This is a genomic window from Bacillus sp. MUM 116, assembly GCF_001866655.1.
Classification (GTDB): domain Bacteria; phylum Bacillota; class Bacilli; order Bacillales; family Cytobacillaceae; genus Neobacillus.
Genome location: NZ_MLYR01000111.1, coordinates 1 through 12,950, shown reverse-complemented (window position 1 = coordinate 12,950; position 12,950 = coordinate 1). Strand labels below are relative to the sequence as shown.

The following is a 12,950-nucleotide window of genomic DNA, read 5'->3' as shown; positions in this document are numbered from 1 at the left end:
ATTTTATACAAGAAAAGTTATTTTACTCGTGGAAATCAAAAACCTAAGACATAGACGATAATTTCTCTATGCCTTCGCAAACCATATCGTCCATCTTTCTCTTTCAACTACTGGGAAAGGTTTTGTTACCCGTTCCCCAATACCATCAGCAAGACTTTGCACCTGCTCATCCGCTAATTCAAACAAAATCGAACGGCCTTTGCGCAACATAATTTCCTGCTTTAGTTCATTCAGTGATTGATAAGTTTTACGGTGTTCCCAAAAATTAATAACCTCAACTGTTTGAAAGCCGGCCCTTTTCAAGTAAGAATTTACTGTTTCCACCGAGTGCCTTCTTGAAATATCTTTTTCAAGCAATTCCGGAAAAAGTTCAAAAAAATAACCGCGGATATGCTCATCACTTCCTGCTATTGCACAATCCTCCATCGTTCTGTCTTGAAGAATGAATAGTCCATTTTTATCTAAAATTCTTTTGCCCTCCGCAAAACATGCAGATAAGTGCTCTTCCTTTAAATGATGGATTAACGCACGCTCCAGCAGCACATCTACTTCCCCATCCGGAAGCTTCGATTCGCTGGCAGTTCCCACTTGGAAACTAATTTGCGGATATTTTCGGCAATTCGCCTTTGCTCCGGCAATCATATTTTCAGAAATATCCACGCCAATGACCTTTTTTGCTCCTAATTGCGCTAAGGCAATGGAATAGATTCCGCCGCCTGCACCAATATCTGCCGCAATTTTTCCAGTAATATTTACCCTTGATTGAACTAAATCCATCCACTGTGGATCGGCAGAACGTTTCATATAAGTTTCTTTTTCAATTCGATTAAAAAATTCCTTGTTCATTTTCCTCACCTCACCTATACATTAATTGGAAAAATCACGATATGCCAATCTTCTTTTCTTATTTCAATCCATAAGGAAAAATTATCAAAAAAAACCAGCCTCTATAAAAGACTGGTAATCTAAAAATATTTCTTTTTCCAAAAAATAAAGGCGGTACAACTGGTTAAAAATGCTGAAATAATCAATGGGAAGGCAAATGAGTGTGTGGCATGCTGGAACGGGATATCGACGTTCATCCCGTAAAAGCTCGCGACCATCGTTGGGAAGGAAAGGATAATCGTAATCGAAGTCAAAAACTTCATGACAATGTTCAGGTTGTTCGAAATGATGGATGCAAAGGCATTCATCATCCCGCTCAAGATGGAACGATAGGTTTCCGCCATCTCAATCGCCTGTGTTTTTTCAATAATGACGTCTTCCAACAAATCCTTATCTTCTTCATACATTTTTAAATAGTTAAATCTTAAGATTTTATCAAGGACAACCTTATTGGATTTTAAAGAAGTGGTAAAGTAAACCAAACTCTTCTCTAATGCCAAAAAAGCATATAGTTCTTTATTTTTTAATGATTGATGCACTTCGCGTTCAATTTCATTTGTTTTCTTATTAATTTGTTTTAAGTAGCGAAGGTAATAGGATGAAATGACGAATAAAATTTGCAAAGCAAAACGGGTCTTTTTAAATGTAAAAAACTCTTTCACTCTATTCTTTCTAAATTCTTCTAAAATCGGTGTATCTTTTAAAGATACAGTAATAGTACATTCATCCGTTAAAATAATTCCAATTGGAATCGTTTCATAAACGGCAAGGCCGGTCTCATCATGAACGATATAGGGAAAGTCAACGATAATATACACTTGACCATTATCCCGTTCAATCCTTGGACGTTCTTCATCATCCAGGGCGTCCCGAATAATATCGACATCGACTTGTGCGTCATTTGCAACCCGGTTAATTTCTTCTGCTGTTGGGGCATACATATTAATCCAGCAGCCCTTTGATACGACATCTACTTTCTCCAAAACCTTTGTTTCTGTGCTTTTAAAAATCTCCAACATGTCAAAACCTCCTCACTATTCTTGTTCGAGGAAGCCAACAACCTTTTTCAGAGCTGATATTCTTGTAGAAACCAATTCAATCAATTCAAAGACATTGACTCCCCCTCGCCTACTTGGGTCCGGGTCTATGGAATAACTCAAAAATATCAACTCCTTTAGCTTTTTATTTCCTTCCTTATCATAAACCCTAAAGCACGAAAGTACAAAGTAGTTTTTTTCATATTTATCTGTCTTTAGGAAAATAAGGATTTAAATGAATCAATACCTCCTTAATATTATCGAATTTATCCAAAAGTTTCTGTTTTATTTCATGAGAAAGGTCATGGCCTTCTTTAATCGTTTTAAAATGGTCAATCGAAATCCGCAGGTCAACCAAAATATAATGTCCATGTTCCCTTGCACGGATCCGGTCGATCCGCCTTACTTCCGGGAATTCGGAAATAATCGAGATATATTCCTGCAATGTCTCACCATCAATATTGCGCTCGAGTAAAATGTCAAATGCTTCTGTTAACATGTCTTTCGCAATTCTATAAATTAAATAGGCAACAAAGATACTCGCCACTTTATCACCGAAAAGCAAAAAATGAATATTAAATTTTATCCCAATAATCGAGATGAGAACTCCGATCGCCGCTGCAATGGAAGCAACAATATCGGCTTTATGATCATAAGCGATCGCTTCAATTGCCTTACTGCTATGTTTCTCCGCTACATTTAAAGATGAACGGTAAAGGAATATTTTCGCAAAAAAAGAAAAGACCGCTACCCACATCGCTAAATAACTAGGAGCTTCAATTTTATGGAAAAATCCGCTAATCCCTTCATAAACCACATAGATGGCTACTAAAAACAATAAGATTCCAATAATCCCTGACACAATCACTTCCGCTTTCCCATGTCCATACGGATGTTCTTTGTCAGCAGGCTTATTGGCAATTTTTATCACTAATAAAACAATGAGGGAAGCAAATACATCGGCAGCGGAGTGAATCCCGTCGGCAAATACAGCATCACTATGCCCAAGCCATCCGATAATAATTTTTCCAAATGTCAGGACGATGTTACTAATCACACTAATCCAGGCAATTTTTTTAGCAAGAGCTTCTCTTACATCCATCAACGATCACCCCAAAAAATTCTCTTGAAATCATACCAAACTTTTCCTGGATGGGTCTAGAGAAAAAGTCTTGCCCACTTGAATGTTAGTTGGTTAAGTTCAACAATAATCAGCCGTTCAGATTCGTTTCTTCTTTGACCATTTCTTCCTCTTCTTCTACGGAAATTCTGGTGATTTGGTCCTGTAGAAAATGAAAAGCCTGATCTAATTCTTCCCGCGTTGGGAATGATTTTTTTTCCCGCATCGTTTTCAACTCCTTCAATATATAAGAGTAAATTTAAGCTAATAAGCAGAAAATACGTATTGATTCTACCTAAAGGAGTGTTTCTTAATGGTTAAAAAAAATCAAAACGAAAGCACTGAGATTGCTGGACGCAACTTTGATGCAAGTGATTATCAAAAAAGTGATGCATTGTCTTCCGGCCTTGCTACAACCCACGAGCAGGTAAGTGATACGTATATGGAAGGCGTCATCGAAACAGAAAATTTAAATGAATAGAAATAAATCCGGAGAAAACAGCTCTCATTTATGAAAGCTGTTTTCTTTTTAATTATCTTGCATGCAAATTAGATATTTCGCTCGTTTTTGTCATTGTTATCTACATACGCATCATGTTCAAATGCCGGAAGATCACCGAAGCTGGTCATGATGCCTTCTTCATCAAGTGCAGCCTCATAATGTTCATGCTGCGGATTCGGGTATACCTTAATATTTTTCCCATACATATCATTGCCGACAAAATTCTCATAATCCTCGACATAGCCAATATTTTCATCTGCTTCAATATAAATATCATTGTAACTGTCTTGCGGAAACGCCAAATCCGACGGCGTTTCTGATGTCCCCCAAGAGGCAACTTCCTGCCAAGAGTCTTCGGCATCAAAAGCAACATCCTCATTTTTATCATCCATATCAAATTTTCCCCAAGGCGGCATTAGTACTCCTTCTTCGATTGGCCGTTCATGGGAAACAAATTGATCAGGGCTGTGTTCCTTACAAAAGGTGGTGTTGGGTAACGCTTCTAAACGTTCAATCGGGATTTCCTTCCCACATACCTCACACTTCCCATAGCTTCCCTTCTCCATCGCCTCGAGAGCATGATTTATATTACTTAATTGCAATTCATAATGTTCTTTTAAGGCAATATCCTTTTCACGTTCAAATAAATCTGTTCCCTCGTCGGCCGGATGGTTATCATAGCTTGATAATTCCCCCATGGACTCATGATAAAACCCGCGTTCCAAACCAAAATGGTCATTTTGCTTTAAATTATTTTCCACATCATTTTTTTCCTGTAACAATTGCAATCGCAATTCCGCTAACTTTTCAGTCGATAGCATGGCTCAAACCCCTTTCAAAAAGGCTTCCACTTTTCTTATTTATTGTCGATGTTTTCACCATTGTTTATGTAATGAAATTTTAATTCCATTAAAATCCTAAGTCTGCTTGGGTGGAATAACTGAATAAGTTTGTTCAAGGGGTGTATCTTAAAATTAAGCAACGCAAAGAAAAGAGGGAAACATGTGGTAAATGAAAACTGGAACGAATTTAATAAAATTCAGCAAAAACATCAGGCTAGTTATTTAGGAAGTGAAAAAAGGCGGAAACCAGGCCTGAATGACCCAGAATATAATAATCAGGATAATACTGATAAATCAGTGGGGGCAACAGGCAGAGATATATAAATACCGAAAAATGAAATGTGTAAATAAAATAGCCAGACCATACGTCTGGCTATTTCCACATAATTTAAATTAAACTTGTTTCAACCTGAACCGCTGCACTTTTCCAGTCGCGGTTTTCGGTAATTCCGAGATAAATTCAATTTCCCGTGGATATTTATATGGAGCAAGATTTTGTTTTACAAACAGCTTGAACTCTGTTTTTAATTCTTCTGTCGGCTCAATCTCATCCCTTAAGACAATATAGGCTTTTGGATAAACAAGATTGCTCTCATTTTTTGCTCCGACAACAGCGACCTCAATGACATACTCATGACGGATCAAGGTCGACTCGATTTCAATCGGTGAAACCCAAATTCCCCCGACCTTAAGCATGTCATCCGAACGGCCGCAGTACCAAAAATATCCTTCTTCATCCTGATAATATTTATCTCCTGTGTACATCCACTCACCGTGGAACTTCCGCTGATTTTCTGTTAAATTGCAGAAATAGCCAACACTGACACTATCTCCTTGAATCACAAGATCACCAATTTCATTGACTCCCACCGGTTTGGACTCTTCATTGACAATTTTCGCCTTATATCCAGGGACAACCTTTCCAGTACTTCCTGCTTTAATATCTCCTACACGGTTCGAGAGGAAAATGTGCAATGCTTCGGTTGAGCCAATCCCATCTAGAATATCAAGGTTAAAAAAGTCTTTCCATTTTTGCATAAAAGTAGCCGGAAGTGCCTCACCAGCGGAAACACAAATTCGAACGGAGGATAAATCCGGAATCACCCCTGTTTTTTCAACATGCTGAATCAGGGAACCATACAATGTAGGGACGCCAAAAAAGATGGTTGGCTTTTGTTTTTCAATCGTTTTAAAAATATTTTCCGGGGTCGGACGGTCTTTCATTAATACGGTCGATGCCCCTGCTCCAAGCGGAAAATACATTCCATTCCCTAGACCGTATGCAAAATAAAGCTTTGAAGCAGAGAAAGTCCTGTCGTTCTCATTTACATTAAGAATGTTTTCTGCATAGTTTTTAACCGCAACTTCCATACTTCTATGAATGTGGACAACCCCCTTTGGATTGCCGGTACTTCCGGAACTATACAGCCAAAAAGCCGGATCTTCAGAGGTAGTGACAGCATCCTCCAACTCTGATGAAGCTTGGCTTATAAACTCATTATACTCAATTGTATCTTCGTAGACATTGCCATTCTCTGAGACCACAATGACATATTTTAAGAAAATAAAGCGCTCTCGATTTGCCTTAATTATCTCCCATACCTCATCTTGAATAACCAGGACCCTTGCCCGGCTATGGTTTAAAAAATATTCATAGTCTTTCGGTTTCATTGCTGTATTAACAGGTATTGGAATGGCTCCAATTTTTGTTGCTCCATAAAAGGAGTAGATAAATTCTGGGGAATCATAGATGACATGTAAAATTCGATTTTCCTGTTCAACACCGATCCTCATTAAAGCGTTTCCAAATTGATTTACTTTAAAAAGAAGCTCCTGGTATGTAATTTCATCGCTGTCAGAATAAATTGCAACTTTATTACCGAGTCCATTCCGAACCTTTTCTTCGATAAAAAAAGTTGTACAATTGTAATAATCTTTTATGCCATTTAATTGTTTCGCTAATTCTAGCATTCTTTAACCCCCAGAAGTAAATTGAAGACTAAAATCATTCGTTCTACCGACAGAAACATTATGAGCACACCTACATGAAAGGAGGGTCTAGCTTCTTTTCAAAGTTAGACCCAGTCGTGATTACTGACCAAACCACTCCGGCTGGCGCTTTTCGATGAAAGCAGATAATCCTTCTTTTGCATCTTGGGAACGGAATAATAAATTTTGTAATTCACCTTCATAGCGAATCGCTACATTTAACGGCATTTCTTTACCATTCATGATGGAAAGCTTAATGTTGGATGTAGCATATGTTGCACTATCCGCAACTTTCCTCGCATATTCTAATGTTTTCGCACGAATTTCCTCTTGAGGGAACACACGGTCAACTAATTGAATTTTTAGTGCTTCTTGTGGTGTTAAGGTTTCACCGGTAATATTCAAATCAAGTGCTTTGGAATGTCCAACCAGACGGGCTAAGCGTTGGGTTCCACCAGTGCCAGCCAATACTCCAAGGGATACTTCCGGAAGACCGATTTTTCCTGCATTGTCACCCATAAAACGTAAATCACAAGCTAATGCCATTTCCAAACCGCCGCCAACGGTATGTCCTTCTAAACAAGCAATCCAAATTTGTGGAGAGCGGGCAATTTTATCAAGTGTTTCATTACAGAATAAGCAGAATTGAGTTTTAAAGCGCGGCTCTGCTGATTTTAAGAAATTGATATTCGCACCTGCTGAAAAGAATTTAGGCATATCACTCATTAATACAACCACTTTAATATCGCTATCAAAACGAATATCATCAATCGCTGTGTTTAATTCCTTATAATATTCCAAATCATAAGCATTTGTTTTATTGACATGCATGTGCACCTCAGCAATGCCATTTTCTTTTTTTACTGTTAATGTTTTAGTTTCTAATTTGACTTGAGTCATGATAATTCCTCCTGAGAAATTTATTTTTTATAATTGTTTTTATATTCAGAAAATATTTAGCAGCTTAGCGCCAACATATTCAAGATAGCCCCTTTTTATATTTTCAATGATTGCCGATATTCCCCGGGCACCCCTCATTTTCTAACGGGGCGGCCTGCCAGCGAATATATTCAAAGACTGAATGGCAATGATTGCAATAATACTGTCTGACCAATTGCGCTGTCCCAAATGAAGAAATTTTTTCGACGTCTTCAGATGAGCAAAATGAACATTGGATTGGAGTTTGTTCATTAGACATGCTGGATATCTCCAAGGCTGGTAAGCTTTTCGATTGTTTCTTTGTATAAAGCTGTAAGATTGCTATTTTCCGGAATTATTTTCTCCGAGATTAATAGTTCATCATTTTCAACAGATCTTAACCATTGCAGGACCTCTTGTGTCACTTTTTCTAATTCCTGTTGGAAGGTTTTCGGAACTGCCCCCTTGTCATTCAGTAATTGTTTGCACCAGCTCTTTGAATAAAGAAGGTGTTCCTCTTGTTCTTTCAGCATTTTACTAAATGGGGTATTAACCTCAGGATGATTGGAATTGCTGATGACTTTCATGACAAGCCCAACCGCCTCATTAACGGCATATAAACCAGCAATTAAACCAATCCAATTCGATGCATGAACCACAGTTGGAAATGCTTTACCTGTTTGCCCCTTTACCTCCATTTTGCTTCCATTTAGACCCTGTAATTCATTTGCCCATTTATACATCAGTCTTGCATGACCAAGCTCAGCCTGTGCCATTGCAATCGAGGAAAGGGTTGCTTCGAGATTAGGGCCGCTGATTCCTACTTCAACAAGACGATCACCTAAGATTAATTTGTTATCTGCAATCGTTTCTGCTACTTCAACAAGAGAAAATAGATTTTGATTTATCACTAATTTACACCCTCTTTTTCAAATAATGGTTCTGGAAGGCGTACAGCTATCAATGCATCTTTTCTTACCACTTGCATTTCAACCCAGTCCTCTTCATCATAGATATACTGTGCATACACCTTTGCCAATTCATCACTTTCTGCGTGAAAAGAGCCAACTTGCATCAAATCATCGCCACGTTTGATACGTGTAAAAAGAAGGTATTCTTGTTTTTGATTATTGGCTGTCATGAACTTACCCCCCAAGTTTTCAGTTTTTGTCTTCCTTTTTCCGTTAAATTATTAACGGTCCATGGGGGACTCCAAACAACTTCGATTTCGACTTCGGCGATATCTTTTTCTTGAAGCAGTCGTTCCTTGATATCGTTTTCAATCCACTGCATGCAGCCGCAGCCGGTTGAAGTGTAGGTCATCTTTACGCCCAGCTTTCTTTGATCCACCTTGGTAATTTCATAGATTAATCCCATATCAACTACACTGATTGGAAACTCGGGATCCATCACCTCTGTTAAAGCATTCCAATATTTTTCTGTCTCGATTGTTTGCATGATTAACTTACCTCCTCGGCACGAAGTTCTTCCATTTCAAAGAAGCCCTTTTGAATTCTTGTTACAAACTCTTGATTTTGCGGCCCGCGCTTTTTAAAACGTTCGATTACGCCTTCCCAAGTGTCTGGTTGGTCTGTCAGCCATTTCTTATTTTCTACATCAAATTTGCAAGGAAATGGAACATCAATGACATATTTGCCTTGTTCTTCATCATAGTGAGCAGGCACCTTAACCCCAATTGATTCACAGAACGGAACAGCCGTTGACAGCCATTTTTGTCTCAATTGGTCATTTGTCTTCCCTTTCAACTTGTAGTCTAATTGGGCAGAACGACTTTTTAGATTATCCGCAACACCGAAGAACTCTAATCCCATTAAGAACATCCAATCAACGGCCTCTTGTACTTCCTTGGCTGTTTCCGGATTTTTCATTCCCGCCTTCATAATGATTTCGCCATTTCGAAGGTGGAACAATTCTTCTTTATCTACTTTCATCAAAGCTCGTTTCCAAGGTCCATAAGAAGTGTGCTCGAAAGCATCTCCAAGCAGTGTGTAACCGGCTCTGTCAAATAGTCCGTTAAACACCCCAAGCTCAATCCAGTTATCTAATTTAAAATCGAAGGCGTACGGATTTTTCCACCGGTTAGCAGCTCGTTTATAAAGCAGTTCCTCAACAGCTTCACCTAAATCCTCTAATAACCGGTAGGCGATATGTGCATGGCCAATCTCATCTTGAATGACGGCTAATGCGGTAATCTTATAGTTTAGATTTGGAGCTTGATTGTAGACCGTTAATAAAGGAGGAACACTCAAAAGCTCCGTATCTCCAACAATGGTTAATGTTTGTTTTAGTGCGCGAAGGTACTCTTCATTCATGTCCTCTTTGCATTCCAGGACAAATCCATTTCGAATCTTATCTAATAAAACCTCAGTTTGGTTCATATTGTACCTCTCTTTCTATTACGTTTTTTTAATCACCGTTTATATAATATAATATAGAATATTAATAATTATCTGTCAATTGCATTATTACGTTTTTATGATGTTAATATTAAAAACATAATTTCAAGGAATAAGGACAAGCAATACTCGGCAATAGAATGCATTTAAATTTATTTAGGATGGGATAAACCTCACCCCATCTATATGTTTTTTAAACGATAAAAAGAAAAGCGAAGGCGCCGGAGCTGGACCATTCCCAAAGCAATTTATAAATTCTTATACTATAAAAAAAAGACGACCAATCGTCGTCTTTTTTCTAATCAGATTTTCCACCCCTATTCATCTTAAACGTAAACTTCTTTAAAGGGATTGATGGCTTTATCCCTTCGTGGTTTTATATTTCGATCAGGAGCCGCTTCATATATGGATTCAAAATAACGGACTGCGGGAATCGATATTAATTGATGAATATTCCAAAATAACTCCCGCGCCTTCGTTCCAACCCAGTTATCCGGCATTAAATCCCGTGGAAATCCCGGGTCCTGGAAAAGGAACTTTCGATATTCATGAACAATAGTTGTCCGTTTAATAAAACATTCCTCATCCGATAATTCATTTTTCAATGCCTGTTCGCGTAATTGTTCAAATTTTGGCGAGTATTTTTCAATGAATTTGATGTAATTATCGGTAACTTGTTGAAAATCCCAGCCCTTCTCGATAATCCATTCATTCGGATGCGAGACCACATCAGATGAACTAAAAAGTATCGCATTTTCTTCGATTTTATAGTTTTTAATCATTTCCATTACCTGATTTTCAAGCGGATTCGGGCTTATCCAAGTGCTGTTTGAAATCATTCCAAACCCCGTCCATGTCAGTTCTTTACGAATTTCATTTCGAAGTTCGCGCTTTTCTTCAGGAAAAGAATAACTTAACATTCGCCATTTTCCATCCCAAACAGATCTCGGGGCAGAGTATACTCTTATAACCCCATCCTCAACCCTTCTTCGCCCCAGCTCTGTTACAGAGTAATAGCTTTTATTCCCTTTTTTTCGTACTTGCAATAAATCCTTTTGTACCATTCTTAAAATGGCGCCGCGGACGGAGGATTCAGAAATGCCAAATCCATTCATTAATTGAATTAAACTTCCCACCCAAACTTCTTCTCCATAATATTGAATGTACTCTCCATAAAGAGTAAACATTAGTGATCTTGGTTTCATTGCTGCCACCATCCAATGTGTTATAATTTTCGAATTTTATCCCGCATTAACGGGCAGTAAGATCCTTACTTCTGTGCTTAGCGTAAGCAGGAGGGTAAGTGGGGATCAACTGCCCGTAAAAGCCCGATTGGTTTAACTAACAATCAGTGGGAAAAACCCCCACTGATTGAAGTTTCACTTTATGTAATTTCTTTAGAGTCATTAATATTATAGAGGATTGTTCTAGCTTACGCATTAAACCTCGGCCTATTTTTATCCACTTTCATTTCAATCTCTTCGCTTAGGATGGCTTTCACATCTTCTGGGATGACGACAGCCTTAATTCCTTCAGGTTTTTTCTCGACCCAGCCTCTCAGTTCATATCCGTGTGCACAGCGAACACCATCCCGATAGATCTCATGTCTCAATTTTATCGTTTTACGATTGATTTCTTCTACTTTCGTATGGATGGTGATGAGATCATCATACAGCAGTGCATTTTCAAACGTACATTGAACATCCAGTAATGGAACGATAATACTACGTTCCTCCTCTAATTTTGCAGGAGCTAAATTACAGCTTCTAAAGAATTGATGTCCCGCGATATCAAACCATTTAAAAAAATTTGGATAATAGACAATTCCTGCTTTATCCGTATCTCCCCAGTTAATTAAAACTTCCAGCTCGTTTGACCGCATGTTCTTCTCCCCTTTTCAAATTTGATTAAAATGGCGATATCGATAATCGATATCGCCATTTTATATTTTACTGGATTAATAAGAATTAGCCAGCCACAGCATTTAGCCCGGTATGCTGACCAAGGCGCTTCCGCTTTTCTTATTGACTAATCCAGTTAGCTTCACGTTTTTCGATAAATGCACTAAGTCCTTCTTTCGCATCTTGTGAACGGAATAATAGGTTTTGTAATTCACCCTCATAACGGATTGCCACATTTAGAGGCATTTCTTTACCATTCATAATGGAAAGCTTAATATTTGATACCGCATATGATGCGCTCTTTGCAACTTTTTGTGCATATTCTAATGTTTTTGCTCTTGTTTCTTCTTGTGGGAAGACACGATCTACTAATTTAATTTCCAGAGCTTCTTGAGGTGTTAAAGTTTCACCAGTAATGTTTAAATCCAGCGCTTTAGAATGCCCAACTTGACGTGCTAAGCGTTGAGTTCCGCCCGTACCTGCTAATACTCCAAGAGATACTTCCGGAAGACCGATTCTACCAGCTTGGTCACCCATGAAGCGTAAGTCGCAAGCTAATGCCATTTCTAAACCGCCGCCAACTGTGTGCCCTTCTAAACATGCAATCCAAATTTGTGGAGAGCGGGCAATTTTATCAAGAGTTTCATTACAGAATAGACAGAATTGAGTTTTAAACCGTGGCTCTGCTGCTTTTAAGAAATTAATATTCGCACCGGCAGAGAAGAATTTAGGCATATCACTCATTAATACAACAACTTTGATATCACTGTCAAAACGAATATCATCAATTGCTGCGTTTAATTCTTTATAATATTCCAAATCATATGCATTTGTTTTGTTAACATGAATATGAACCTCTGCAACTCCATCTAGTTTTTTTACTGTTAATGTTTTTGTTTCTGTTAATGTTGTCAATTTAATATCCTCCTCGAAATCTTATTATGATTTTATTTCTTTCGTGCTATATGCATAATATAAACAATTTTCACATTATTTTTAAAATAGTAAATACTCCAGTTTACCTAACAAAACATTTAATTTTCTTTCATTTCCATCCCAATTCTCACGATTTCTTACATTTACACTTTTTTAACACGGACGTAGTAAAAACATATAAAATAGAGGGTGCATATCAATTGTTGATCCAAAGATTCATTGATATAATTTATGATAATTTCGTATTTTTAAAAAATTAGGCTGTGTTATTATTCATTGTTGATTTTCGTATAGGTATGAGAATTCATAGGCGGAGAATTTCCTGCTATGTATATAGAGGAAGCTTAAGAAGCTGATAATAAGCGGAGATATTCCGATTAACTGCTCTAAATAAGTCAAAATC

At 37.8% G+C, this 12,950-nt stretch carries 18 protein-coding genes; 2 read left to right on the top strand and 16 right to left on the bottom strand.

The window, feature by feature from the left end:
- Window positions 1–66 precede the first annotated feature (66 nt).
- From BIV60_RS23645 to BIV60_RS30595, 5 genes are all read right to left on the bottom strand, one after another.
- On the bottom strand, window positions 67–846 hold the full coding sequence (locus tag BIV60_RS23645; protein WP_071358165.1) for a class I SAM-dependent methyltransferase: 780 nt from the start codon (window positions 844–846) through the stop codon (window positions 67–69).
- A gap of 119 nt (window positions 847–965) precedes the next feature.
- Entirely contained in the window at window positions 966–1,904 is a 939-nt protein-coding gene (locus BIV60_RS23640; RefSeq protein WP_071358164.1) for a magnesium transporter CorA family protein, read from the bottom strand.
- 15 nt (window positions 1,905–1,919) lie between these two features.
- Complete coding sequence (locus BIV60_RS30600; protein WP_256218524.1) at window positions 1,920–2,045, bottom strand: hypothetical protein; 126 nt, start codon at window positions 2,043–2,045, stop codon at window positions 1,920–1,922.
- An 82-nt stretch (window positions 2,046–2,127) separates the two neighbouring features.
- The gene (locus BIV60_RS23635; RefSeq protein ID WP_071358163.1) at window positions 2,128–3,024 is read right to left on the bottom strand and encodes a cation diffusion facilitator family transporter; all 897 of its coding nucleotides are present in this window, start codon (window positions 3,022–3,024) and stop codon (window positions 2,128–2,130) included.
- A gap of 109 nt (window positions 3,025–3,133) precedes the next feature.
- Window positions 3,134–3,268, bottom strand: a complete 135-nt coding sequence (locus tag BIV60_RS30595; protein ID WP_256218523.1) for a hypothetical protein — start codon at window positions 3,266–3,268, stop codon at window positions 3,134–3,136.
- A gap of 87 nt (window positions 3,269–3,355) precedes the next feature.
- Here BIV60_RS30595 and BIV60_RS28750 point away from each other — a divergent pair, with 87 nt between their 5' ends.
- Window positions 3,356–3,523, top strand: coding sequence for a YozQ family protein (locus BIV60_RS28750; protein ID WP_083402418.1), 168 nt, complete (start codon window positions 3,356–3,358; stop codon window positions 3,521–3,523).
- A gap of 68 nt (window positions 3,524–3,591) precedes the next feature.
- Here the strand turns inward: BIV60_RS28750 and BIV60_RS23630 are convergent, their stop codons facing one another.
- Window positions 3,592–4,365, bottom strand: a complete 774-nt coding sequence (locus tag BIV60_RS23630; protein WP_071358162.1) for a TraR/DksA C4-type zinc finger protein — start codon at window positions 4,363–4,365, stop codon at window positions 3,592–3,594.
- A 183-nt stretch (window positions 4,366–4,548) separates the two neighbouring features.
- On the opposite strand from BIV60_RS23630, the gene BIV60_RS29875 reads away from it, so the two are divergent.
- A complete protein-coding gene (locus tag BIV60_RS29875) occupies window positions 4,549–4,710 on the top strand; it encodes a hypothetical protein (protein WP_177177383.1) in 162 nt (53 codons plus the stop codon).
- Window positions 4,711–4,779: 69 nt separating this feature from the next.
- Here the strand turns inward: BIV60_RS29875 and BIV60_RS23625 are convergent, their stop codons facing one another.
- The 10 genes from BIV60_RS23625 to BIV60_RS23580 all read right to left on the bottom strand — a co-directional run bounded on the left by BIV60_RS23625 (window position 4,780) and on the right by BIV60_RS23580 (window position 12,526).
- Entirely contained in the window at window positions 4,780–6,357 is a 1,578-nt protein-coding gene (locus tag BIV60_RS23625) for a benzoate-CoA ligase family protein (RefSeq protein ID WP_071358161.1), read from the bottom strand.
- A 120-nt stretch (window positions 6,358–6,477) separates the two neighbouring features.
- Entirely contained in the window at window positions 6,478–7,275 is a 798-nt protein-coding gene (locus BIV60_RS23620; protein WP_071358160.1) for an enoyl-CoA hydratase/isomerase family protein, read from the bottom strand.
- 103 nt (window positions 7,276–7,378) lie between these two features.
- A complete protein-coding gene (locus BIV60_RS23615; protein ID WP_071358159.1) occupies window positions 7,379–7,573 on the bottom strand; it encodes a PaaD-like zinc ribbon domain-containing protein in 195 nt (64 codons plus the stop codon).
- Complete coding sequence (locus BIV60_RS23610) at window positions 7,566–8,204, bottom strand: Phenylacetic acid catabolic protein (protein WP_256218522.1); 639 nt, start codon at window positions 8,202–8,204, stop codon at window positions 7,566–7,568. The genes BIV60_RS23615 and BIV60_RS23610 overlap by 8 nt, the downstream gene beginning before the upstream one ends.
- Window positions 8,204–8,434, bottom strand: a complete 231-nt coding sequence (locus tag BIV60_RS23605; protein WP_071358158.1) for a hypothetical protein — start codon at window positions 8,432–8,434, stop codon at window positions 8,204–8,206. The genes BIV60_RS23610 and BIV60_RS23605 overlap by 1 nt, the downstream gene beginning before the upstream one ends.
- On the bottom strand, window positions 8,431–8,751 hold the full coding sequence (locus BIV60_RS23600; protein ID WP_071358157.1) for a metal-sulfur cluster assembly factor: 321 nt from the start codon (window positions 8,749–8,751) through the stop codon (window positions 8,431–8,433). The genes BIV60_RS23605 and BIV60_RS23600 overlap by 4 nt, the downstream gene beginning before the upstream one ends.
- A gap of 2 nt (window positions 8,752–8,753) precedes the next feature.
- Window positions 8,754–9,692: a Phenylacetic acid catabolic protein gene (locus tag BIV60_RS23595; protein WP_071358156.1), complete on the bottom strand. Its 939-nt coding sequence runs from the start codon at window positions 9,690–9,692 to the stop codon at window positions 8,754–8,756.
- Between the two features lie 344 nt (window positions 9,693–10,036).
- A complete protein-coding gene (locus tag BIV60_RS23590) occupies window positions 10,037–10,915 on the bottom strand; it encodes a PaaX family transcriptional regulator (protein ID WP_071358155.1) in 879 nt (292 codons plus the stop codon).
- A 227-nt stretch (window positions 10,916–11,142) separates the two neighbouring features.
- Window positions 11,143–11,592: an acyl-CoA thioesterase gene (locus tag BIV60_RS23585; RefSeq protein WP_071358154.1), complete on the bottom strand. Its 450-nt coding sequence runs from the start codon at window positions 11,590–11,592 to the stop codon at window positions 11,143–11,145.
- Between the two features lie 139 nt (window positions 11,593–11,731).
- Window positions 11,732–12,526: an enoyl-CoA hydratase/isomerase family protein gene (locus BIV60_RS23580; RefSeq protein ID WP_071358153.1), complete on the bottom strand. Its 795-nt coding sequence runs from the start codon at window positions 12,524–12,526 to the stop codon at window positions 11,732–11,734.
- Window positions 12,527–12,950: the final 424 nt, after the last annotated feature.